The 24246-nt window shown below is 55.7% G+C and carries 26 protein-coding genes and 1 pseudogene; all 27 read right to left on the bottom strand.

All coding sequences use genetic code 11. The features are described 5' to 3' along the window. Positions 1-5: 5 nt before the first annotated feature. A complete protein-coding gene (locus tag GN111_RS04395; RefSeq protein ID WP_231715669.1) occupies positions 6-1307 on the bottom strand; it encodes a PAS domain-containing protein in 1302 nt (433 codons plus the stop codon). 502 nt (positions 1308-1809) lie between these two features. Beyond that, positions 1810-3648, bottom strand: coding sequence for a hypothetical protein (locus GN111_RS04390; protein WP_155302584.1), 1839 nt, complete (start codon positions 3646-3648; stop codon positions 1810-1812). After that, the gene (locus tag GN111_RS04385; protein WP_155302583.1) at positions 3641-4153 is read right to left on the bottom strand and encodes an ABC-three component system middle component 2; all 513 of its coding nucleotides are present in this window, start codon (positions 4151-4153) and stop codon (positions 3641-3643) included. The genes GN111_RS04390 and GN111_RS04385 overlap by 8 nt, the downstream gene beginning before the upstream one ends. Next, complete coding sequence (locus GN111_RS04380; RefSeq protein WP_170302120.1) at positions 4150-5133, bottom strand: ABC-three component system protein; 984 nt, start codon at positions 5131-5133, stop codon at positions 4150-4152. Before GN111_RS04380 ends, GN111_RS04385 begins: the two co-directional genes overlap by 4 nt. Before the next feature lie 314 nt (positions 5134-5447). Next, positions 5448-5825, bottom strand: a complete 378-nt coding sequence (locus tag GN111_RS04375; RefSeq protein ID WP_155302581.1) for a hypothetical protein — start codon at positions 5823-5825, stop codon at positions 5448-5450. Position 5826: 1 nt separating this feature from the next. Further along, the gene (locus tag GN111_RS04370; RefSeq protein WP_155302580.1) at positions 5827-6123 is read right to left on the bottom strand and encodes a hypothetical protein; all 297 of its coding nucleotides are present in this window, start codon (positions 6121-6123) and stop codon (positions 5827-5829) included. 84 nt (positions 6124-6207) lie between these two features. Beyond that, positions 6208-6891 (bottom strand): hypothetical protein, encoded by a 684-nt coding sequence (locus GN111_RS04365; RefSeq protein ID WP_155302579.1) that lies wholly within the window; start codon positions 6889-6891, stop codon positions 6208-6210. Between the two features lie 338 nt (positions 6892-7229). Next, positions 7230-7988, bottom strand: a complete 759-nt coding sequence (locus tag GN111_RS04360) for a DNA adenine methylase (RefSeq protein ID WP_197740490.1) — start codon at positions 7986-7988, stop codon at positions 7230-7232. A gap of 158 nt (positions 7989-8146) precedes the next feature. Next, positions 8147-8308 carry a hypothetical protein gene (locus tag GN111_RS04355; RefSeq protein WP_155302577.1) on the bottom strand — a complete coding sequence of 54 codons (162 nt, stop codon included), beginning with the start codon at positions 8306-8308 and terminating at the stop codon, positions 8147-8149. Positions 8309-8342: 34 nt separating this feature from the next. Continuing rightward, the gene (locus GN111_RS04350; RefSeq protein ID WP_155302576.1) at positions 8343-10229 is read right to left on the bottom strand and encodes a hypothetical protein; all 1887 of its coding nucleotides are present in this window, start codon (positions 10227-10229) and stop codon (positions 8343-8345) included. Further along, a complete protein-coding gene (locus tag GN111_RS04345; protein ID WP_155302575.1) occupies positions 10229-11620 on the bottom strand; it encodes a hypothetical protein in 1392 nt (463 codons plus the stop codon). The genes GN111_RS04350 and GN111_RS04345 overlap by 1 nt, the downstream gene beginning before the upstream one ends. Continuing rightward, a complete protein-coding gene (locus GN111_RS04340; protein ID WP_155302574.1) occupies positions 11620-12141 on the bottom strand; it encodes a hypothetical protein in 522 nt (173 codons plus the stop codon). Before GN111_RS04340 ends, GN111_RS04345 begins: the two co-directional genes overlap by 1 nt. Continuing rightward, positions 12141-12488: a hypothetical protein gene (locus GN111_RS04335; RefSeq protein ID WP_155302573.1), complete on the bottom strand. Its 348-nt coding sequence runs from the start codon at positions 12486-12488 to the stop codon at positions 12141-12143. Before GN111_RS04335 ends, GN111_RS04340 begins: the two co-directional genes overlap by 1 nt. After that, entirely contained in the window at positions 12485-15163 is a 2679-nt protein-coding gene (locus tag GN111_RS04330) for a phage tail tape measure protein (protein ID WP_155302572.1), read from the bottom strand. The genes GN111_RS04335 and GN111_RS04330 overlap by 4 nt, the downstream gene beginning before the upstream one ends. A 100-nt stretch (positions 15164-15263) precedes the next feature. After that, the gene (locus tag GN111_RS04325; protein WP_155302571.1) at positions 15264-15794 is read right to left on the bottom strand and encodes a hypothetical protein; all 531 of its coding nucleotides are present in this window, start codon (positions 15792-15794) and stop codon (positions 15264-15266) included. Between the two features lie 21 nt (positions 15795-15815). Then, positions 15816-16841, bottom strand: coding sequence for a hypothetical protein (locus GN111_RS04320; protein WP_155302570.1), 1026 nt, complete (start codon positions 16839-16841; stop codon positions 15816-15818). Between the two features lie 58 nt (positions 16842-16899). After that, a complete protein-coding gene (locus GN111_RS04315) occupies positions 16900-17319 on the bottom strand; it encodes a phage tail terminator protein (RefSeq protein ID WP_155302569.1) in 420 nt (139 codons plus the stop codon). Between the two features lie 6 nt (positions 17320-17325). After that, positions 17326-17778: a phage virion morphogenesis protein gene (locus tag GN111_RS04310; RefSeq protein WP_155302568.1), complete on the bottom strand. Its 453-nt coding sequence runs from the start codon at positions 17776-17778 to the stop codon at positions 17326-17328. Further along, positions 17778-18209: a gp436 family protein gene (locus GN111_RS04305; protein WP_155302567.1), complete on the bottom strand. Its 432-nt coding sequence runs from the start codon at positions 18207-18209 to the stop codon at positions 17778-17780. The genes GN111_RS04310 and GN111_RS04305 overlap by 1 nt, the downstream gene beginning before the upstream one ends. A 3-nt stretch (positions 18210-18212) precedes the next feature. Further along, entirely contained in the window at positions 18213-18512 is a 300-nt protein-coding gene (locus GN111_RS04300; protein WP_155302566.1) for a HeH/LEM domain-containing protein, read from the bottom strand. A gap of 48 nt (positions 18513-18560) precedes the next feature. Next, complete coding sequence (locus GN111_RS04295; RefSeq protein WP_155302565.1) at positions 18561-19568, bottom strand: major capsid protein; 1008 nt, start codon at positions 19566-19568, stop codon at positions 18561-18563. A gap of 41 nt (positions 19569-19609) precedes the next feature. Further along, positions 19610-19975: a head decoration protein gene (locus GN111_RS04290; protein WP_155302564.1), complete on the bottom strand. Its 366-nt coding sequence runs from the start codon at positions 19973-19975 to the stop codon at positions 19610-19612. Between the two features lie 41 nt (positions 19976-20016). Then, on the bottom strand, positions 20017-21147 hold the full coding sequence (locus tag GN111_RS04285; RefSeq protein ID WP_155302563.1) for a hypothetical protein: 1131 nt from the start codon (positions 21145-21147) through the stop codon (positions 20017-20019). Continuing rightward, positions 21144-21353: a hypothetical protein gene (locus GN111_RS33630; RefSeq protein WP_197740623.1), complete on the bottom strand. Its 210-nt coding sequence runs from the start codon at positions 21351-21353 to the stop codon at positions 21144-21146. The genes GN111_RS04285 and GN111_RS33630 overlap by 4 nt, the downstream gene beginning before the upstream one ends. 151 nt (positions 21354-21504) lie before the next feature. Continuing rightward, positions 21505-21915, bottom strand: a pseudogene (locus GN111_RS33625) (phage portal protein family protein); the annotation flags it as partial. 112 nt (positions 21916-22027) lie between these two features. Next, positions 22028-23671 (bottom strand): hypothetical protein, encoded by a 1644-nt coding sequence (locus GN111_RS04270; protein ID WP_155302560.1) that lies wholly within the window; start codon positions 23669-23671, stop codon positions 22028-22030. Next, positions 23671-24246: a DUF3486 family protein gene (locus GN111_RS04265; protein ID WP_155302559.1), complete on the bottom strand. Its 576-nt coding sequence runs from the start codon at positions 24244-24246 to the stop codon at positions 23671-23673. Before GN111_RS04265 ends, GN111_RS04270 begins: the two co-directional genes overlap by 1 nt.

Genomic DNA, 24246 nt, shown 5'->3' with positions numbered 1-24246 from the left:
TTGCGTCACGATCCGTCATCCTCGGTCTGGTTTGCGGCTCTGCCCGAAGGGGTCTTTTCATACAGGTCACCATAAAGTTTTCTTGCGCAGTCGGGACAGATTCCGTGACTGAATTGTGTATCGGAATGTTTGCTGATGTAGGATTCGATCTGCGTCCAGTACCCCTTATCATCCCGGATTTTTTTACAGGAAGCGCAAATGGGGAGCATCCCGCTCAATTTTTTTATTTCGGCAAGCGCATCTTCGAGCTTCTTTTTTTCTTCAAGCAGTCGATGCTCAAAGGTGATGTCCATAAAAATTTGGATATAGCCAGCCGGTATACCGAATACATCCAGAAGTTTTTCTTCGAGAATTTTCAGGACCCTGTCTTCAGAAAGAAGCCGGACGCTTTCATTCTTCCGCTCAACAATCCATTTTTTGCTACGGGTGAAGGCCTTGGTTTCATCAAGGAGAGAATCGACCGGCTTACCGATCACTTCTGCGCGGTCTAACATAAAATTGTCAGTGAATCTGCGATTGACGCTGGTAATGGTTCTGTCCTTGTCCATGATCATCATGGCAAACGGCAGGCTTTCAATTAGGATATTCAATTCAATCAGCAGGTTCTGCAGGTCGGTCACATCATGGGCAAAACCGACAGTCCCCATAATGCTGCCATCGGTGTCGAAGATGGGTGACTTGTAGGTTTTGAACTTGCGGAGTTCATTTCCGCATTTCACGGTTTCGTCGAAAAGGCAGGTTTCCTTTTTGTCGAGGACAATCTCTTCCGATTCCAGGCAAATATATTCCCCCTGGGCATATTCATCCGGTTCAAGATCCCAGATATAGTAATGCCCGCGGCCTTCAACCTGGGCCTTTGTTTTATTAACGGCCCGGCAGAAGCTGTTGTTGACTTTCAAATGAGCCCCTTTTGCATCCTTGAACCAGATCAGGTCGGGCAGGCTGTCTATCAGCGTGTCCAGATATTTCTGGGTAAGTACCGAATCCTCCTGTTCTTTGAGACGCTTCAGTAACCGGTTGAAAGAAGACCGAACCTTTTCTTCAGCAAATGGTTTGAACCAGATCTGATCGAAAAGCTGGTAATTTTCTGCCAGTGCCGAAAAGCTGCCGACTGAAAAACAACCGATGACAGCGGCCTGCTCATCTTTGGCTGCGAGAATTTTTTCAAGGGATATGGGTTTGTCGTCTTCGAAATCAAGAATGATGACCCTGCACCCTTTCAGGTCGGCTTCATCGACATCTGGATGACAGAAAAATTGATATGAGAATCTTTCATCCGGTGGGGCGCCCCGAACAAGCGCTTCCAACTGAGGATTCTGTGTTGCAATATATATATTTATTATTCGATGATACACGCTTAGCTCTCCCCGTAACAATCAGTAAAGGGTAATCTTTCAGACAACCATTTTCTTCTTCATAGAAGCATATCATGTTGAGAAACATACGGTAAGAAATTAATCGCGTCGTGGACCTTCAGATCACAGTTTTGGCCGAATCTTAGATAGTGTGCGTGCGGTAACTCCCCCTTTGGATCAGTGTAAATTTGCTCACTATCTCAGAATTATTTGCACACTAAATCAGAAAAATAAGGACTTGGAGATTGAAAACGTAAAAATCCCGCACGAATCGAGTTAAACAATTCGCCAGGGGGGAAACCAACTAATTTTTTATGCTTAACTCCTCCCCTTCTAAAACGACAAGATCAGTTGCGTCGCTCCCCAGAGAGAGGAACAAGCGGCAGTGTGAGGCGTAAGTATCACCTATTGGTTAGCCCACGTAGCTGAGCCGTCTCACCTAGTTCCTGGAGGATCAGTCTGGCGGAATGAACCCATGTCGACCCTCGTCACGCTTCGTGAATCTGACCATGTTCACGTTACCACTCGCCAAGACCTCGTCGGGTGGCTCTTCGTTCTCCAGCAGAATCACCTGCTCGGCCAAAAAGGATGACGCCAGATCCGCGAAGAACGCCGACTTAACGGAATCGTCAAGAGTTCCCCCGTCTGGATCTGGCTCTCGGTAAACAACCAAAGGCGAATCGATCAGCACGAAACCGGGGTGTGGCTTCCTACGGCTGGCGCAGTACCTCAGCAAACCCGTCGTGAAAGCAGCATGCGTTACCGCCCTTACACCTTTTCCGTGACTCGTCCTTGGCCGGCCTGAAATCACAACGTCCCACTCCGTGTCACTGAACGTCACGCGATCCAGACCTGGGAAGTTCCATGACGCAAGCCTCGCCTGTACCTCTTGTGCGAATTCTTCCGTCGCGGAAGTTGGTAGCGAGGCAAACTCTTGCCTTGCCGATGCGACTTCCTCGGTCTGTACATCATGGATCTGCGCCTCAATTTCCTGCACTCGCTCCAGCAATTCCAGGGAACGTTGGACCTGTTGACGATTCGACGCTGCTTCCCGGAGTTTGGCTGCCGACTCCTGTGCACGCGGCCGCAACTCCTCCTGAATCGTCGCCCTTACCTCGGCGAGTTCATTTTGTAGTTGCTCTTGTTCGCGCAAGAGTACTTCACGCTCGGTCGCGACCTCCTGTCGTGTTGTTTCGAGGTCGGCCATAAGAGAACGAATGCGGTTTGCTTCTGCGGTCGCTGACTCTGCAACGACTTCAGGGCCCACCGGGCTGTCCACATGCTCTTGATCGTGGTGTTCTGGCAAAGCTCCGCACACGGGGCATCGCTCAACTCCGATATCGTCCAGTCGCGAGCCTGCCTCAACAATGGCATCTAGTCTTCGCAGATCAGAGAGATACTGTTTGGCCAGAAGCGCAAAACGTTCAGCAAGCCCAGACAGAACATTGAGTCGCCCCTGGATTTCGTGGAGGCGGGACCATACCGTTCGCCGTCGTTCCTCAACTTCGGCCATCGACGAGCCACTCTTAGACAGATCTTCTTCGATGGATTGATATGTAATGTTTAGGCGATTAAGCTGGTCCCGCAGAGAGCCAAAATCTCCATCAATCGGCTGTTCGGCAATCTGGTCACGCAGTTGGTCCAACATGCCCTGAAGAACATCCGTCTTCGCCTCAACCCGTGCACGCGAGATGCTGGGCTTCTCAACTGCAACTACAGCCGAATCATCTACTCCGGACAACAGCAATCTGAACACCGACCGCGACGCCGTTTTTTGATAGCCCGAACTGGCATGCACTGGGGATGACTCGCGTATGACATCTTGCTCAGACACGATTGCTAAGTGAGCCACATCGCGAAAACTGAGGCCTCGTGTTTCGCCCAGACTATTCATTCGTATGCGCTTGTCTTGCAATCCAGATAGCTGCAGCAGAAAGTACGACACTGTGTCGGTGCGACCAGCCGCATGTTTCGCTTTCAATTGTTCTATGCTTTGATCGGGATGAGTCAGCGCGATATCCCCTCCACGAATAGCACGTTCGAGAACATACCGCCCACCGTCCGACACAGCTTGCAGTTCAAGCGCGACCTTATCATAGGCTTCAGCTTCTGGTAATTCGTCCGGGCGATCTCGCGCGCCCAGAACATAATCGATACATTGCAGAATAAATGTCTTGCCGGTATCCGATGGTCCACTGATAACATTCAGCCCCAATGTGAATTCGACCACCGCAGGTTCAAGCCCAGGACCGGTCAACGCGAGGCGGCGGAGATGGAAGCCGGAGTCATTCATCGTGATTATCCTCCCAGAGCAATGCTTCCGTTTCGAACTCGGCACCCCATTCGCCTAAGTGCTCCCTCGCAAACTCGTCGAGCTGCTCATCCGTACGCTCACCGAACTGCTCGACCAGCCAGGTCGCACGGCTGCGGAGATCATCAACATACTTGGCGTCGAACGACTCGATGAACCCACCGGTTCTCTCGGTCGCCAAGTAGCGCACGCCCTCGGGCAGGTACGTTCCGCGAATCAACCCCCGGCTCATGTAAAGCAGCAACCCCTTTTGTAGTGTGTCTCGTCTGACGAGGAGTTCCCCGCTCCTGTATGGCGTCTTCGGATGCAGGCCCTCCGGGCCATCGGGTACGTCATCTGAGTGCACCAGTAAGTAATCGTAAACAACCAGTCTCTGGAGCGACGCGATATCCGGGTACATCTCAAACAGCAAGACAGTCGATCTGAGTCCGATCTCGGTCGAACTGTTGAAAGGGGCAATGTTGCGGGTGGTGCCATCTTTCATCATGTAACCCACCTCACTTCTTCTCGATCATTGGCTAATTGGTGACAGATCCCACTCCGATCTCGTGTGTCCAGCCTTTGAACCAGCGCGTGTCGGGTCAATTGTAGCTGTCTGGCTGCTCGAACGACTTCAAGCAGGCGTCGATAGCCATCTTCGTGGCATCCATCTATAATATCTTGGATTCCCGCAAGGACTTCTTCTTGCAGTGCCTCGTATGAGCCCGGCGGCAGCGTGTCGCGCGAGAAGCCCCGCAATGACTCGGCGCTATAAAAATCCTTCCGGCACCGTCCGTAGTGCCTAATCAATTCATCGACGCCGGCTATATCATCCATGGTCACGACGGGGTGACCCCGGTGATCAGCGTAGGCTGCGAGCAACTTGCTCAGGTAGACAACTTCATTCTCGGCGGGTTCGTCAGGAGGCTCAGGAATCTGCGGTCGTTGAGGCAGTCCACCACCAAATCTGGCAACATGCCAGGGTGTCCCTCGGTGGTCATCCAGCAACCGCTGGGCTGGGATGTAGCCGATTACGCTGAAATCCAAAGCGTCAAGGTGATCTTGCAAGTCACCTTCGAGTACGACTTCTTGGGTGGACGTGATCCCATTGCGGCAATGTCCATCCCATTCCTCGATCAGTTTCGCCTTCAGGGCATCAGGTTTCTTGAACAGCTTAATCAGTGTGGTGCCTGCTCCTTGAGGTGCCACGAAACGGTACTTCCTTGGGAACGTGAACTCGCCCTGTTGCGAGTAGTACACCGCCTTACCCAATTCGAGCCAGATATCGCTCGGCCTCAAAGGGTGGTCGTAGTGCTTGCACTGGAAATTGTCCCAGACATCTGGGTCGTTTTCCGAGACGGTTGCGATCACATCCCGTCCCATGTCGCCCGCGCCTCCGCATTTTTCAACGAGATAGTATTCCGATTTGAGGCTGTGTGCCCACTCCAGTACAAACGCTTCCCAGTCGTCATGACTAAACAGCTTCATCAGGTCCATCGCTGGGACGAGGGGTCCACTGGCGACTGTGTCAGCCGCCGGCTCCGGCGGCTCTGGCGGGGTGGGTAGTGGCATGGTCTGTCTCAAGCCGCCACCTCCCCGTTCTCCATTAGGCTTGTTGATAGCAGGTCGCGAGCTTGGACCTGCAGGGCGTTGGCGGCTTTCCATACCCTCTTTTCAAACACTTCTATGTGTTCATGCTGGGCCAACACCACCTCCGGATTTGCTTGTGTTTCGTGGGCTAATGTGTAATTCACCGGCAATCTTCGGCGGGTCCGGTGGAACTGTTCGTTGTGCAATTATTATCAATATTCATTTGATGCTTTTAATTTTACACTCTTTCCTTTTTTTCTTAATAACCTTCTTTTACAAAATGTAGTAACAACTGCTACTACCAGTAAGATAGCAAAAACAACAACTGTGTACCCTAGTTGGCTAGAATTATTAGCATCTGCATCACATGCTTGGAAATAGGCAACTAAGAAACCAATAACAGCGCTTGCAAGAATCGAAGAGATAGCAAACCAAACTTCATAATCAGATAAAACTGAAGCATCTACCATTTTAATCTCAATTGAATCTGGTATTGATACTACAACATTGAGAGAACTACTGACTGGATTTCCAGTATTCTGAGTCGAAGATGCTGAGGCAGCTTCAGCATGTTTTACATTTTCAGACATGCTATTCGCTCCTTTTATTGATCTCTTCCCACATTTCTTTGGGCAATATGCCGTTATACCTCCCACCGCTCATTAATGGACTCATGAGAAAGTTGATATTATAAGGCGCTCCTTGGGTAAATTCTCCCATTTGCTTTAAAATTAAATCCCAAGCTTCTTGAGATTCAACTTGAACAATGTAAAAGGTTGATAGTGGTCTCGCCCAAGAATAGGGATTCAACATTTCCCTCATTTGGTCATTGAGTCTCGTCCAGTCATCTCCTTGTGCGCTGATATCCCAAGATATGACAAAATGCATTTTTTATCCTTTAGATTTATTTAAGGCACAACGGGCTGGTTAAGTATGGCAATTAGTTGCCGTCTCCTGCACCAGCGAGGTTAGCTATGAATGCTCATACTCGTCGCATCTGGGGATGTATTGCTTAAATTTCCTATGCTGCTCATCCCATCTAAAGTATTTGAGTGTTCCAGCGCCAGTCAATCGGATTTTATCCATGATTGTCATAATCTCATGTTTTCTTTCTAGTACAGCACGACCAATGTTATGATAGAAGATGGACCAAGCCACGACAGCATCTCTCCAGTGGACTTCACCTTTTTCATCACCCTGAGTTACAAACAGATATGCTGGCGGTTCAAACTCCTGTCTTGCTGCAAGATTTATCAGCTCTTTCGTGATTTGTTGCTGCCCAGCGCCACAAGCAGAAATGACGACCAACACAGGACCAGGATAATCGTTGTCTTTGATAAAAGAGCTAATCTTTTTCGCGAGATATTTCCACGTGGCATCTTCAGCTCCTAATGACAATCCAAATTCGTCGCCATGTGCTGCGAAATGCAAGCAAAGGGGCCACTTGCGCTGATTTTTCGGAATATGGTCTGGGTTTATGCTGGTTAGATATTCCAGGGCAGTCTCGAATTCCACTTTAGATCTTACGATAGTTGCTGTGAAATGGTGCCCCAGTAACTTGCATAGTGCGCTAAGCGTGGCGCTTTCGTTCCGTTCCTCGAACGCATCCAGAGCACTCGGACTCTCTACTGAAAACACTCTCATATATGTCCCCATCGTGAGTGTCTCCTTATCGTTTTAAATACTAACTTATCTAAGCGGAAATCTGTCTTTATGAAATAAAGACCCTTCGCTGCAGAAATGAAATTTTCTTCAAATATTTGACAATTTCGTCGACTCTACCATAAACCTTTGTTTAGTCAACACTATTTGATTGAATACCTTTCATATCGTTTGGTTGTCCGCTATTCACTTTTGCACGCTTATCGATGAATTTTGAAATTTCCACGTAAGCACAACAGTTCTGTTGTCACCACATCAATTTTGTGTACACTTTTTAACTCTTTGTGGTGTATTCTTGTAAAGTTAGAGTCGTGTGAAATGTTGAGGCACCCTCAATAATTGCTGACCAACAATTCCCTGCCATGGGTCTGTTTCCCCTTCGCCACCGTATATTTCAGGCTTACCGGATTTATCTTAAACAGCCTGAACACCTCCCGGATTTCAGGATGATCATTGATGCTCAATATAAAATAGCTCTGAATCCCGGCCAGAACGTCCGCCAACTGCTGATAATCGGACAACTCAAGATTGTGCTCGTAAAACGGTGCCTTGTAGTAAGGCGGATCACAATAAAAAAGCGTCCCCGGCTTGTCGTAGCGCCTGATAAAATCCTCCCAGGGTAGATGCTCTATCGTCACGCCCACCAGGCGCAAATGGACCGCCGACAGCTCCTCTTCAATCCGTAAAAGGTTGATGCGCGGTGCATGCATGGGCGCCGTGCCATATACCCGTCCTTTGACCCTTCCTCCGAAACAAAGGCGCTGCAGGTAATAGTAGCGGGCCGCCCGCTGAATATCAGTAAGCCCGCCGGCAGCCTGTTGGCGTTTCCAATCCTCGAACCATTCCCGCGATGACAATAGCCACTTGAACTGCCGTAAAAATTCCTCCAGATGGTTTTGCAGCACCCGGTAAAAAGCCACCAGGTCGCTGTCCAGATCGTTGATCACCTCATATTTCGATTCCGGTTTTTTGAAAAACACCCAGGCCGCCCCGGCAAACACCTCGCAGTAAGCTTTATGCTCGGGCATCATATCGATAATTGTTTTCGCCAGCTTCGATTTCCCGCCAATGTACGCTAATGGGCTGTTCACGGCCGCCTCCTTGTGCATTCGAATCGACGTGTGATATTAAACCCGTGCGTTTGGTCCCTCCATCGCACCGGGCCGTCTGATTTCAGATGTCTGGTTGTCCTCGAGCAGCCATTCGCCCCGGGGATGCGCCCACATCCACCGGGGCGGCCCAAACCCTCCTAACTTGACCTGGCGGCTTTCATCGCTGCCTTAAGCCGGCGCTTGAGATCCTTGTCGGCGTTCAGCGCCTTGTTGAAATGTTTTTCATTGTTCCGGGCGATCAAAAATGTACCGCCCACACCGATACAGATTCCCAATAAAACCCATCCTGCCGCTGCCATTTTTCCCTCCTCTTGGTTGATGAATAAAACGCCTTTATTCAGGCCGTTTATAAATTTTTGCGCCCAGATTTTGCGTCCATCCAATCTCTTCGGAATACTGGGCGTACATGCTTTTGATGGCGGCCTCCAGGGCGCTCGAACGGCTCAGATTTGTCGGATTGACCCCATCCGTGCCATCGTCGAACCAATCCGCCTGGGCCATGATGTGGATCTCGTAGCTTTCCTCGTGATCGACGTCGCCCGTGTAACTTCCATCGACCCAAATATCTCCGCCGCTCGCGGACTGGGTTGCCTTTTGGATCAGGATTCCGAAAATCTGAGTGATTATTGATTCGTTGAATCGGGTCGCCTGGATGTAGGTCCCGTCAAGGACGAACGTTTGATTGACCGCATCCCAATGGTAGTCGGTCTTTTTTTCCTGATAGCAATAGGCATCGAATTCTCCCAAATTGATCGGCTCCGTCATGCCTAACGGGGTGTGTATCCGTAACTTCGATTGGCCCGTCCGCCATCGTTCCGCGTCGCACTCGACGTCCGGTATCGAACCGGGATGAACCGTTGACGATTGTTGATAATAGACCCAATGCTCCAGCCGCATGATTCCGTAATGCTCCTGGTTGATCCGATCCCGGAGTCGCCGCGTGTAAAAGAAAAAATTGGAGTCGGAGAGCGCCGGCGCATTCGCGCCCAAATCCACGTTAATCGAATAAAAAAGCGACCGCGTGTCGTTATAATCGGACGAGTTAAACGTCGGATTATACCAGACCCCTGACACATGGCTAGAGGCTCCCGCGCCCTCCATATATTCCGTGCAATAGGTTTCCGGCCATTCTCCGGATTGGGAAAGGGATTCATATTGCGTCATCTTGTATTCCCCGTCGTAATCGAACTCGGACGGGTATTCTCTCATCAAAAAATTAGAGTAGTTTAACAGATCGTCAGGCCAATAAACTGTCCCAGGCTGGCCGCCCCAAGAACCTGTCTGAAGCCCATCGGTATCCACCGTCTGGTAGACCTGCTGAGAATCCGGCCAGTCCTCTTCGAACCGCTCGAAAAAAAGTTCCAGATCGTCCGAAGAGGCCGGCCATGTGACCCCTTCCAGCGTCGCATCATGGGCATAGTCGTCGGTTCTCGGGTCCCAGACGATATAGGCCCCATCCTGGCCGTCAGCCGCGACAACGATCACAACGAACTGATCCCCGCATGCCCTTGGCTCTTGCTTAAAACCGATAACGGTCGCCTGGGCATCGGTACGATAGGGCTCCCATTTGACGATCACCGTGTCACCGTCCTCGAAGGCTGCAGCGTTGCAGGACATGTATTCAATGGGCACGTCATCCAGGGCGTTGACCGCGTTGATGTCCAGATCCTGGATGCTGCTGAACAGCGGATCGAAAACCACCCGGCAGGTATTTTGGATCTCGTCGATATTGTGGATCGTCGCGTATCGATAGGTCGGGCGCCATTTCTGGATGGCGGGCATGATGGCAAAATTCCGCATGGCGTCGGCCACCGGCAAGGTAAGGAAGGGAACGGCCTGCCCGTCCAGGGATTGTACCCAGACAGCGCCGTCATCGTAGCCCGGCCGGATGTTGATCCCGTTTTTCGCCTCGGCGCCGGGCTCGATGGTGCCGACCTCCCCGGTCAATCCTTCGGAATAATCCGCACACCAGGCCGTGGTCCGATAGTCCATGCTTTCGATGATCGCATCCAGTTCGGCGATCCTTTTTTGAAGGGAGGACTTTCTCAATTGAAGTGCGGCCAGAATATTCGGATCGCTTTCTTCAGCGATTCGGGCATCTATGTTGGCCAGGGCCGCTGCGAGATGGCTGAGTTTTACCGCTGCCGCTGCGGTGTCATGCTTGACCTCGATGGTATATTGCCCATCCCCGATCTCGCTTATGATTTGTGCCTTGCCCATCACCCGGCCTCGACTACATCGACATATTGCCGCGTCGGTGACAGCATGCAAACGATGCTGCCCACTGTCATCTCGTCCGATCCATAAACCGCAGTGTCTCCGGGCCGTAGATAGAAATCGGGCTTGGCGCATCGGTACTGCCGACGTCCGTCGGCCATGACGGTTTCAGTTTTGACGCCTTTCAGGGCGACTACACTCGGAGAGAGGTATGTCCGGGTCCGGTAGCCCACCAGGGTGATGCTCTGGCTATTTCCGCCGCGATCTGTCCGGTCGCTGTAATAATCGACCCGGATCAGCTCTTCCCGTAAAACCTCTTCGCCCTCGTCGACCGCCGCCATGTCGACCACGATCTCACCGTTTGGCCTGGCCGCGATTGCCGCAGCCGCCGCAGCGGTGTACACAATTGAAAGCGCAAGATAGGATGGTTCCCCCGTCCGCATCCGGAGCTGGAGCGATTTCAAGCCCGATAAATCGTAATCCTCCAGTCCGTCCGCCGCGCCGGTCATGCGCGCATGATATCGATAGATCAGCAGCAGATCGCCGTATTGGGCCATCCATTTCGTCAGATTCAGCGCACCGGCGGTCGCTCCGAACAAAATTCCTGCCTGGCCGTTGGCGTTGCGAACCAGACCGCCGCCGGCGACGGCGGACAGGACAAATCCGGCACTTCCACCGACCTGCTTTTCGAAATTAACGCCGGCGGTCGCCCCGAAAACCATCCCGGACGGCGCGCTCTGAAAGGAAGAGACAGTCTCGACTCCGGGCGCGTCATTTAATGTGAACCCGGCCGTCCCCCCGACGCCATCGAAGCCGTCGGCGTAGACGACCGTGAAATTATCCCAGAGGCAATAGGTCGTCGTGTAGGTGATGTCGCGAAACGTGAGATAAGTCCAGATGTCATCGGTCGGGACCGTGCGGGTCCACATGGTTTGCCAGAAATAGCCGTTATCGTACTTTTCCAGCTTTAAGCTGCTTCCCGTCCGCGTCACCCGCAGAGTTGCAACGGTATCGTTATTTGACATGATTCCGGTTGTTCCCGGCGACCCGGAAACCCAGAAGTTGGCCGCATAATCATCGCCATAGGCCCCGAAAAAACCATAGTTGTTCGAGTCCATATAAAGATAAATAAACGACCGCTGCGCCGTGGAAGAATGTTGGGAGAAGTCCAGGTCGACCGTGAACTGGAAATTGCCGATGAGTTTGTAGTTGGTCCGGACGTTGGCATGCCGCCCGGAGGTCGAACTGGCGAACTGCTTGAGCTGGTTGCCGGAGATCTCGGAGACGCCGTCGGCAGCGGACAGCACGGAGAGCGCGGCGTTCTCATCCCAAAACGCCGGGTTGGGGGCGTCGCCGTCCACCCCGCTGAAATCGTCGTTGCCGTAAACCGCCATTATGCGTCATCAGCTCCGGTGACCGTGACAAAGACCTTGATGACATCGTCGTCAGAGATCCCGGTGACCGCACCGCCGGTAAACTGCACCACCGGGCCAAGGATGGCGCTGGAAGCGGCCTGATCGCCCTTGGTATCGTCGGATACCAGGGCCGCGCCGTAAATCGTTGTGTCGGTGCCGTCCATCGTGAACTCGGCCTTAGAGGAAGTGTTGCTGATGGACTTGCCCGATACGCCATCTTCCGACCAGGCCGGCCGGGTGCTTTCGTCGTATCCGTCGGACTCGGTAAATCCGGGCGATGCATAGGTATCGGTTACCTCCGGTGTGTGATCGTCAGAAAACAACAGCACATACCAATTCGCTTTCTGGCTGCCGCCGGAAAGGGCCACGTCAAGCAGGTAGTTGATGAATTCGTCGGGGCACAGGTTCTCTTCGATTCGCTCGGCAAGCAGCCTTTTGTCTCGCCAGTGCTGAATGATCCAACGGCTGCCAATAAGCACTTTTTGATGGGGATTTTTCATTAGAAAAATTTCTCCGAAAAATAGATGGTGATCCTGGAAACGCCGTCGCGGGCGGCTTTCAAGCCATAGATGTAACCGATATAAGCGCCGTCCCAGTAGGAGACCCGGATCTGGCTGGCATTTTCGAACAACGACCGGATAATGGCGATATCGGTATCGGACAGCCGGCATTCGGCGACCAGGCTGCGGTCGATCTCGCTGACGCCATAGTGAGAAAGTACGCCGCCGCCGTCCAGGGTCTTGTCCCGGCTGATCCGGGCGGTGTTTTCATAGGGCGCGGTGAGCTGGTAATTGCGGATGCGCAGATGGCCGTTGCTATCGGCAGTGGTCTTGCTGATAAAAATCATGACCCACCGCCAAGCAGAAGTTGATCGAGCCCTTCCTGGGTGGCCCGGACCTGGATCGCCTCGAAGACTTTCCACATCATCATCTCAAGCTCGGGCGCCAGCCCGTCGCCGTTGATGGTGATCAAACTGTCGCCACGCTCCAGGGCCGCAGCCTTGGCCTCGGTTAATTTGGCCTGAGCCTCGGTCAGTTTCTTCTGGGATTCGAGGGCCTCTTTCTCGAGGGCAACTTGCTCTTCCAGGATGTCCTGCAAGAACCATTTGTCCGACATCGATCCCTCGAAGTCGGCCAGATCGGAGAACATACTGGAAGAGGCATCGGCGATGGCCGCCACGCTTTCGCCGGCAGATTCGAAGGCCGCCTTCATGATCTCGGCATTGGCCTCGACCTCAGCGATATCCAGCTTGGCTTTGAACTCGATGGCTGTCTGAAGGGTTTCTGCCTGGGCCTTGACTTGGGCAATCTGAAGATCGGTTTCGATTTCGAGGCGTTTGACGGCGGGGATGGCCTCTTCGATTTTCTTTTGGGCATCGTCGATTTGGGCGGTGTCGACCGGTACGACAATCGTTTCCCACTGGCCCGTCTTCTCGCTGTAGTATTCCAGCGTCTGCAGTTTTTTCTCTGCATCGGCCGTGTCGATATCGACGGTTTTTTCCTCTTCGACCAGGATGCCCAGTTCCCGCATCTTCTCGGTCAACTCGGCCGTGGAATCGACGGCGCCGTCCATGCTGTTGACCAGTGCCAGGTTGTCTTCGTAGGTGTTCTCTGCGGCATCCTCAGCCGCCTCGGCTCTTTCGGCCATTACCTGCCTGAGCCGCTGCTCGACCTCGACTGCCTCCTGGCGGACGCGCTGGGCTTCTTCCTCTACGCCGAAGACGCCCGTGTATTTGTCGATGAATTTGAGTACGGACTGGGTGGCCGTGTCGACCTCGGGGACCAACTCGCGGTAAAGCGTACCGATCTCCCATCCAATGCCGAATGCGGCTGCTGCGCTGCCGACAACCTTTAGCGCCGAGGCGAGGCCGCCGGTACCCACCAGGGATGTGGTTAATTTGGTGACTGAACCGGTAGACAAAACATTGAGCACGCCGCCCATGCCCTTGATCGCAGTAGAAACCGTGGCAATCGGAACGGATATGGCCGTCACGGCGGCGCCGATGCCGGCTATGTTCGCAGCGGTCGTTTTCGTGCCTTCATCAAGGGAGTTGAACCATCCGATCAGATCGCCGATTCTTCCGGCGACGGCAACAAAGATCTCGCCGAGCCCCCTGCTGAAGTCGACCAAACTTTCCAGTGAATCCACCACCCGCTGGATACCGTCGCGCAGGCTGTCCGCATCGCCGAAATCGATGCCGTCAAACAGGCTCGTGATGACATCTTTTATCTCTCCCAGCGAGTCCAGGAATCCGGAATAGTCAACGCCCTCTAAGGCCTCGGGCAGGTTCTCTGCAATCTGTTCCAGCTTGGCTGCGACCCCGTCGAGAAAATCGTTCAGGGCATCCAGGATCGGTTCGAAAGCACCGGTATCCACGGCATCCTCGAGGGCGTTCAAAACGGCCGTGATGCCATCGACCGCCCCGGTACCGGCCTTCTGGAAATCGTCGCCAATGGAAGAGGAAAGATTCTTGAATCCCTGCACCAGCCGGTTGACCGCCACCTCCGGGTCCTTCAAGCGCTCGGCCACCTCTTTGGCAGCGGACCCGGTCGCGTTCATGGCCACGGCGGTGATCTCGTTCGATTTGCTCAGGCCGTCGAACACCTCCACCATGCGGGCGCTTTGCTCGATCCCCACCAGCTGCTGGGTAACGAACAGCTTCTGCGGCTCGTCAATCGTCTGAAAAGCCCTGGCCACGTCATAGAGGATATCCTTGCCGGATCGCAGGTTCCCGTTGGCATCCTTCTGGGTCACGCCGATGGAGGCCAGGGCCTCCTGAACCGGTTTGCTGTCATCGATGAGCTTGAGCAGACCGGTTTTCAATGCCACGGCCGCCTCATCGCCGGACCGGAATACCTCGATCACAGGCGTGACGACCCCGGCGGTCTCCTCCATGGAGAAACCCATGGTGCGGGCGATGGGCGAGATTCCGGCCATGCCCCGGCCGAGCTGTTCGATGTCGGTGGCGTAGTTGTTGGAAACCTCGTTGAGGATGTCGATCAGCCGCCGGGCATCTTCGGCCGGCGCCTTGAAACCCTTCAATGATGCGATCAGGATTTCGCTGGAGGCGGACGCTTCGAGTTCACCGGCAATGACCAGGTCCATGCCGTCCTTGGCCAGGGTCATGGCCCCCTGGATATCGAAGCCGGCCTGCTTGTAGCTGGCCGTGGAACTGAGCACCGAGGCTGCCGACTCGCCGTATTCGTTGGACAGGCCCTTAGAAGCTGCCTTGGCTTTGTCCAGAGCGCCCACCTCTTCGCCGATCACCTTTTTCAGTTCCGTTGCCGCCGTCTGGAGTTTAGACGATTCATTGAATGCATAGGCGATGCCGCCGGCCGCAAGCGCCGCCAGCAAGGCGTCAAGCTTTACAACGGCGGTGGCCACATCGGCAAAAGGCTGGGCGATGTCGCGCACATTGCTGTTCAGGCTGTCCAGCCCCTGACCGACGGCAGTAAAGGTCGGCCCTGTACGATTGGTTGCCAGGATGAGCAGTTCGATTTTTTTGGTCAGGTCGCCGGCCATGATTCAGGTCTTCACTTCTACCGTGACATTTTTTTCTGGAACCGATGCCACAACATCCGCTCCGTCTCCGTCAGATACCCGTGAGGAAAAATATCGGGTATCACTTCGAAGAGAAATCGGTGCCCTCCGAGTCCGCCTCCGGAGCACATGGTGAGGGCGTCTTGCACCCGAGGGGTGGCCCAGAGGCGTTCGATTCCCCCAATGGCACATGCCCCAGGGAAGTCAGCCGATTGATGGCGTTGAACAGTTTCAGGAAGGAATCGATGTGAAATTCTGCCAGCCGCACCGCATCGCTTTGCTCAAGTGTCACCGACGCGCACCCGAACTGCACATAGGCGATGGCCTTGGCAAGCGCGTCTGGAACGCTATTGCCGCCAAGTCCCAGAGCCGCGAGCGCCGCTTCAATCGCCTCGGCACCCTTGCCGTCAGCCAGCTTTTTGACCAGCCCTTCGAGATTCTTGTTGACGGCCACCCGCTGCTCGGCCCGATAAACTTCCGGGCCGGTCAGGTTCTGGACGACGATTACCGGCTTTTCGCCATCGTCGAAAAAGGCGGACAGGGCAGGAACCGGCACCGGTTCTGTCCGCCGCTCGTATTCCGTCGTTCGGTACTTTTCGATATTAAACGGCATGTCTCCTCCGGATCTTTCCCGTTACGATGAGAACTCCACCGACGGTTTTTCGCAGTAGATGGTGCAGCTGATCTTGTTGGGATTGCCCGACGGAAACTCCCGGTCGAACGCCAGCAGCCCCTGGGTCAGCATGTAGGGCAGCTTGTTGGCGTCCGGCCACCATTTGACGGTCACCGTCTGGTTTTTCTCCCGCACGATGCCGTCGGTAATGCCGTCTTTCACATACAGGGTAAAAGAGGCGTCGCCGACCGAGTCGGCCTTCATCGATCCGATGGCGCCGGAAACGCCCGATCCCTCGTAGACGGCGGTGCTGGATTTGGTGACGCCCATCTCGGCCGGTTTGAAATCGGCCACGTTCTGCTGAACCGTCAGGCTGGGTGTATAGAATTTGATGTACACCCGCTTGGCCGCAGGGCCGGTATGGATCGCCGGCAAGGGCGTATTGAATTTTATGTGGGCGTTTTTCTCAGCAGCCACTTCGGCGTAGCTGCCCTTGCCCACGTTGTGCTCCTCGAAGCCGGGAATGTCCGCATATTCGGCGTGATCATTGGGCGCCTGGTAGATCTCGGACTCGGCAATGACGGCGCTGGACTGGCTGTTCATGCGAACCTGTCCCAGTTCGACGGCATCCTCCGGGATCAGCGGCGGGCCGCCGGCGGCGCCACGGGTTTCTGAAAACTCGGTACCCTCGGTGCCCTCGACTTCGTCCAGGCCGCCAACGTCGGTCATGATGATTGACGAAATCTTGAAATTTTCGGTGGACGGCCGGGTCACCGCCTGGCTGCCGGCCGCAACAGAGTGCTCGACGCCCTTGGAATAGGCCGTAAATGCGGCCACGGTCACCGTGTCGTTGGCTGCGTTGGGAGAAAGCACCCGCTGCCCGGTCACGATCCCGTTGGGCCGCACGTCGGGCTCGTATCCCGAGCGCCCGCTCCACAGGGCGCCAAGGTTGAAACGCTGGTGGTCGCCCGAGTCGGCCATAACCGAGAAGTCGGTCAGGGTGCGACTCAACTCGACCGCTACCTTTCCTCGTTGAGATGATGACATTTCGATCTCCTTTGGTTCCACAAGGGATGCCGTCCGGCGGCCCTTGCGAGGTTATTTGCTACGAACTGGTGTACTCGGCTTCTATGCGATAGTTCAGGCCGTAAACGAGCAGCGGGCCGGAGGCCATGATCAATCGTTCCCGCACCGGCCACAGCTCTCCCACGTTTTCCACGATTCGGCCGATCAGCCGGTCCCGCACGGCCTCGATGATCAGATGGCACGCCTCGGCGCCGTCGGCCCTGCTGCGGTGATTCTTGGCGATGAGCACAACCGTGAAGTTCATGGTGTGCTCGGCCAGGATCTCTTCCATTTTTCGGTCTTCGAAACTGGCCCCGTCGTAAAGCACCCACAATGCCGGCAGCCGCTTGGGCTTGCTTTTCAATTCTTCGATATCCCCGGCGAACTGATCGACACCGCCGGCGGCCTCAGAAATGTCACCCAGGGCCGTGATGATATCGTCGATGCTTTCCTGGATCATGGCGGTTCAGTCCTCCATCAAATAGTCCGATAAAATCAGGGCAAATTCTCTCAGATCCTCATCGTTGACGCCCAGGTAAGGACGGGCCGGGATGGTGATTTTATGGCCGCGACCGGCCTGGCCGCCCAGCTGATGGATGGCGCCGTAGATAAGGGCGGTACCGATCCCGACCGAACTGCTGTCCACCCGATAGTTGATCTCGTCCCGGAGCAGGTTCGTGTCCCCCTGCAGTATCTTCAATCCCGGCTTTTTCCGTTTCAGTGTGGCTTCGGACAGTGGCAGCCAGGGGATGCCTTCCGGATCTTCTTCGTCGGAAAATCGTTCGAAGGTGCGTCGAATCATGTACTCGCCGATGGATTTGAGGGCCGGACGGGGACTGGCGCCCCTTCGCTCGATTCTGGCGAACAGGTCCCGGACCTCCCTGTCGTCCACGGAAACATCGAGGGTGATACCGCCCATCAGTACTTCTCCATGACATCGGGTCCGAAGATTTTTGTCCGGGTCCCCACCAGGCTGGCCTGGCCGGTGCTCTCTTCGGGTGCCTCCGGTTCCGGCTGCTGTCCCAGGGAGGCTTTCCCGGACGCCACGTTTTGCAGAAAAGAGATTGCGTTTTTATAGTCGCGCTGCCGCTCCTCGGTGGCCCCGATCCTGCGCTGGAACAGGTTGTAGATGGCAATGTCCACGCAGAATTTGCGGATAATGCCCGGCACCGGAGAAAGCGGCACCCGGTACCGGGAGGCGCAATAGGCATCGATCTCCGCTTCCGCATCGCCGATGGCCCGGTCCGTTCGGGAGGTGTCGATGACGCCGGCATCGTCATCGTCGGTCAGCTCGATCAGCACATCCTCGCTGACCTTCTCCTTCAAATCGTCCAGGGTGCAATAGGCCATGGGTTACTCCGCCGGCGGTTCACTGGTGTGTTTTTCGACCAGGTCGACCAGGTCGTCTTTAACCGCACCGGAAGGATAATCCACCTCCAGCTTTTCCAGCAGCTTTTTGAGTTCCGGAACGGTCATCTTCTCCGGCGGTTTGATCTCGGCGATCACTCCGTCATCATCGACGGCACGCTCGACGTGCCCCTTGCCGATCAACCGCAGGGCCTCTTTTTCCGGCATATTGCGGATCGTCTGGCCCTGCAGATAGCTCTTGCCTTTGAAATCAATACTGCGCTTGCCTTTTACGATAACGTCCATCGAATCCTCCTCGAAGGCCGGGAGCCCCGGCCTTTCGGTTTGTTGGCGTTAGATCACCGTTGCGTTGACCACGGCGCCGGGACGCTTGAGCACCGGCAGCGGCCGGGATTCGCACTTGATCCAGCGGCCGGACGGATCTTCCTTCGTCCAGGACTTGGAAAAGAACATGGCCGGCTGGCCGCCTTCGCCGACATTCCCCACACCGCCAGGCGCGGCATCGTCGACCACCGGCGCATAGGGCACGTCGACCAGCTCGTCGCAGATCCCGATCAGCAGGAATTCGTCATTGGAGATGTACCGCTGGCGGGCCTGGGCGCTGTCGAGGTACGACCCGTTGTACTCATCCAGATCCACCCCGGCCAGGCGCTCGATGATGCCGTTTTCGGCAATCTTGCTGCCGCTGTCGTGCTTGAGAAAATCCTTGACCTTTTCGTGGGCGATCAGGGCATCCATCACCCCCGAGCCGACATAGGCCAGCCAGGAATCGATGCTGGTCCCGCAATCGTCCTCGATCAGCTGCTTCCAGCTCCGGATCTTGGCGATGGGGTTGCTGTCGGCATCCGTGAACAGGTCGGTGCCGGTCAGGGTGGGCGTGTGTCCGGCGGCCACGTTGTAATCGACCAGCACGGTGGTCATGTCCGCATCGTAGATGACGCCCTTTAAGGCGTTGACCGCCCAGAATTCCAGGGTGCGGTCGTGCTTGCCGCGCATGTCCTTTTGTTCCCGGGCAATGCGGGTTTTCATCATTTCCACGCCCGCCTCGCCGAAGCTGCGATAGGAATTGAGTTCCGCCGTGGAGATGAAGCGCTTGTTGGCGATGCGCGGGGCGGTCAGGGTGACGGTCTTTCGACCGGTTTTGTCATCCACGGTCGCCGGGGCGGATACGGAAATATTGCCCAGCAGCGTCTCGCTTCCGGAGATGACGTCGAAGGCCAGCCGGTCCGAGGGCTGCATGTTCTCGTAACCGGCAAAAAGACGGTTGTACACCCGACGCATGGGCGCCTTGATGGCGTTGACCGCTGCGGTCAGGGTGCGAATCTTAAACAGGTTGTCCATGAGAATTTCTCCTTGCGTTTACGGTTTTGGCTATCGGCCGGTTACGACCAGTCGGTGTCGACCAGGATGCCGCGATCTTGCAGATCCAGCAGAGCGGCTTCTTTCTGGGTGTCGGTGATCCCGCCCGGCCAGATCAGATCGCTGGTCCTGAATTTGCCCAGGACGTAAGCCAGAGCGGAAACATCCTCGGACGTGGCGTCGACATCCCCGACCAGGATGGCCCGCGCCGTTTCCGTGCCATCCGATCCGGCCGGATTGTGCTGGTTGTACTGATTGCTGGCCGTGACCAGACCGAGCACGGTGCCTCGGGCAAGCTCCCCGGCGCCGCTGGCGATGGTGACCGGTTTCATTTCGTGGGTTTCGCCGGCAATAAGCTGGCTGACCACCTCGGTATCCTGAACTTCCATGACATTCCTCCTTGATGAGAATTAAATTTCGTTAGCCCGGTTTAGCGGTTGGCCCGCTCGCCGATCTCCTTGCCAAGCTTGTATTCTGCCTCGGCCTCGGTATTGCGCTTGCCGGCCGCGCCCTTGGTGGCAATCTCGGCAAACAGCGGACTTTCGCCCAGGGTGTCCAGAAACCCCTTGAACCAGTCCAGACCGGACTGTTTTTCCTGGCCCTCGGCGAACTGGATCGCATCGTCGGGCAGGCCCTGCATGAAGGCTACCAGGCCGCCGTCGCGGATGGCCGGAGGGATGCTGCCTGCAGACACCTTGCCCTCGACCCATGTGGCGATATCCGCATCGCGCTGTTTTTTGGCCTCGGTTTTGTGGGACTCGGCGAACTCGGCGCGCACCCGCGCTTCGGCCTCCTCGGCGGCCTGTTTTTTGGCCGTTTCCACGTCCGCTTCGCTGAAACTGGCGCCGTCGCCGGGACCTGTGGTCGCCGGCACGATCATGTCGATCTCCTCATCCTTGCCGCCAAGCTTTTTGAAAAGATTGACGACATTAAAAAACTCTGAAAACTTCATGGCTGAATCCTCCTCTATGGTTGGTTGAGAGGCCCGCTGGGCTTCTTCGTCGACATCCTGGATGTTCCATTCCGGGATGATGGCGTCAGCCTTTTCGGCGCCCTCTTTTTCGATGAAATATTCCCTCAATTTTCGGAACACGCTGGTAATCGCCTGCCAGGTCCAGGGAGCCGGCTCGGCGAATTCGAAGGCAATGGCATTGTCTCCATCGCCGAATGCGATATTTTTCAGTCCCTTGATGGCCGGCGGTGTGGCGCCCAAAAAACCGACGTGGCGCAAGCGGCCGTCCGGATAAAACCCTGCCGACCGCTTCGGAAAGCGGCCCGCCTTGACCATTTCGGCGAATTCCGGCTCCACGTTTTTGAACTTGGCCAGGAGAACTTTTTTGCCGTCGCGGGTTTCGGTTTTGACCGCCTGCACCAGTCCATAAGCCGGGTCGTCATGCTTGGGATGGCCGATCACGGCCGGCGGTTCGTGAAAATTCGGGTCGAACGTCGCCACGGCTTTGTCGATCAACGGATCGGTGTCGTATGCCTTTCCGTTCATGGCAAAGTGTTTACCGCCGAAGCAGATCTCCACCCACCCATCGAATCCCTGCGCTGAAGTCATGCGTATTTCTCCAATTCGTTTGATAGATGTTCGGCCAGGCCGGACGGGTATTTTGACAAATCCGGCGTCCAGTCCGTCTCCTCGCCCACGTTGTATGCCCATCCCGGATCGATGCCGTTGGGCACGGTAACCGTCACGCCGGTATTTTTGTCCGTCCACACGTATGAGCCGTCATCGGGCGCGGGATCCGGACCGGACTTGCCCATGGCCTTCAGCTCGCGCTGGCTGATGGAAAACACCCGGCACTTGCAGCCCCAGCCGTTGGGCGGGTAGTGGGTTTTCCACCAGGGATCGTCCGCCGGCAGAACCAAACCATCCCAGGCCAGATGGTGAGGCCGAGGGTTTCGGCTGGGGTAACAGTTCGCCGTTGATCATCTCGGATGCGGACAAAAAGCGCATGCGGTTCTCATCGTCGAACACGAACCATTCGGGCGGCTTGCCTTCCAGTTTTGCAGGCATCCATTGGCGGCCTTTGTAGGACCAGGTGATCTCCAGGGGAGAGAGACCGTAAAAGGGAGCGTCGAGCATTTCCATGATGGCCTGGTAAATGTCCAGATTGGCCAGGCTTTCCTCGGCGATCTTAAGGGCTCGCTTGTCGGCCGGGCTGTCGCCCCCGGCGCGGATCTCCCACTCGCAGGAAAGGGCGCCGGATTTGCGGCTGTCGTAGCAGCTCCAGACATGGGCATCGGAGAGCAGCTCGCGGTACACCTCCAGGCCCAGGCCAAGTTTGGCCAGTACCGGGTCCGGATCGGGCAGATAGCCGAACATGCCCCACCAGTCCATGGAGCGGCTGCGAGTGGCGATATCCGTGGTGAGCATTTCACGGTTATCGTCGATCTCAACGGATTCGGTTGGCGAGATGTACAGTTTCATGATTGCCTCAATAAGCCGACATGCGCGGCCGGATGTAAAAGCCGGCGGTCCGGTCGACCATGGATCGGGTGCCGGCGGTGATCACATTCGGAAAGGACCCGATTACGTCCTGGCGGCTGGCGAAATGCGCCAGAGCCAGGGCGACGGCCGCATCGCCATGGCGCTTGATCTCCGTGTTTACGATGTCGGCATGGCGCAGGTGGGGCAGCTTGACGATGCCGTCGATGCGTTCCAGGGCGCGCAGGTCGTTTTTCACATTGGCGTCACGGCCCAGGTCGATGGTCTGATCCTCGAAGGCATCGACGAAAGCGCCCATGTTATCCCGGTACCAGGCATCGTTGAGCATGACCTCGAAGATCGGTCCCAGGTCGGGATCGCGGCCGTACCGGTCGCCGGTGTATTCGGCCAGGATCGCCCCGTTGCCGGTGGCGTCCATGGCCGCTGCCCGGAAATTCGGGATATGATCGATGATATGCCAGAGAATCTGCTCCTGCTGGCGGGTTGGCACGTCATGCATTTCCACCATGAACGGACAACGCCGGGTCAGGTTCTGCTCGATGGAAAGAGGCGCGGTAACGGCAAGGTCCATGTGCCGGGCGTAGTCCTGACCCAGATAGTGATCGCGTTTGGGGTCCAGGGTTTCCAGAACCGGGTCCAGATGCTGGCGTATCCATGCCTCGCACCAGCTGCGCCGATAGGCCTCGCCCTTGAGCGCAAATTCTCGATCCAGGGTCAACCGCAGGACCGGTCGCTCTTCGTTCATGCAGGCTTCGATGAGAATGCCGGGGATGGCCACGCCGCTTCCTTCGCGCGGGATGACATCCAGTTCCTCGCGCATGGCCGCCTTGTTGGCGCCATAGGCGCCGCGTACGCGCTGGTACCATTGGCGCTTGCCCTCTTCGGTGGGCTTCCATCCCTTGATCAGGCAAACCCGCTCATACAGTCCGTTGGCAACGGCGTCGTCGAAAGACACATGCAGGATTTTAAACGCGTACAATCCGGCCCTGGTATCCTGGACCAGCTGGTTGAACGGGTTCTTGGCGCCGTTGTGGGTGCTGATGATGCGGATCTTGCCGCCCCAGATGATCAACGCCAGGGCCGCGTCGATCACGGCCTGCACATTCCTGTGAAAGGCCGCCTCGTCGATATTGACGATGCCCTGCAGTCCCCGGATGTTGGCTGGATTGCTGGACAGGGCCACGATCTGAAACCCCGAGGCGAAGCGGATGCGATAGGAGAGGATCTCCTTTGTGCTGCCGTCAGGCTGTTGATCCTCGAAGAGAAATACCTCGATGCCGCGCCAGCCCTCGGCCATGCGGGCGGCCATCACCTTGGCCATGTGCGCGCAATAGCCGATGAACTCCAACCCCTTGTCCTTGGTATCACCAACATAATAGACGTTGTCCCCGCCGGCGGCACGGTTGCTGGATGCGGTGACGGTGTCGTTGAGCGCAGTGGCGTAGGTGATGCCGGTGCGGCGGCCCTTTTCTCCCAGGCAAAGATCGTGATGCTCGCACAACCAGACCCAATTGCGCTGGTGCTTCATCAGGATGCCCTTGGCCATGGGATCGTGATCGTCGGGGATATCCCGAACGCTGGCAGGCAGTTCCTCCCGGTCCAGCACGCGAATGACGTCACCGGGCAGTTTCATCACAGCGCCTCCATGCCCAAGACTTTTTTACGCCAGAAATCGGCTTGCTCTTTGTCCTGCCCCATCTGTGTGGCGGCTTCCCCCACCCGGTCGGCGGCTTCTTCCAGCGCGCGCTTGCGGATCTCTTCTTCCCGTTTGACATTTTCGCTGGCCGCTTTTTCCAGGCGCATCATGGTCAGCGAGAGTCCCTTGAGCATTTTCACAACGGCAGGGGCGCTCTTTTCGTCCAGTTTGCCTTCCTGGAGCACCAGGGCCATGTCGAAAGAAAGGGTGCGCAGGATCTCGTTGACCAGGTGGCCGACCTTGCCCTGGGGCGCGGCACCCAGCTTGCCGATCCACATTTCTGCGACTTCGCGGGACTGGCGTAGCTTGGCGCCGGCCTCCTTCATTTTCTGGTAGTAACGGTTGACCGCACTTTTGCTCAGGCGCTCGGGATGATCCGTTTCGTCCAGGATGGCGTTGATTTTTTCCCTGGCGTCTTTTTGCGTGATATGGGGATCGCGCAAAAGATCCTGCAGCCGTTCACGGATATTGTCCGGCAGGCGGTCAATGCTGGATTGGTGCTCTTTCGGCAT

The sequence above is a fragment of the Desulfosarcina widdelii genome (assembly GCF_009688965.1).
Taxonomy (GTDB): domain Bacteria; phylum Desulfobacterota; class Desulfobacteria; order Desulfobacterales; family Desulfosarcinaceae; genus Desulfosarcina; species Desulfosarcina widdelii.
This window is presented reverse-complemented; position numbering and strand designations above follow the sequence as displayed.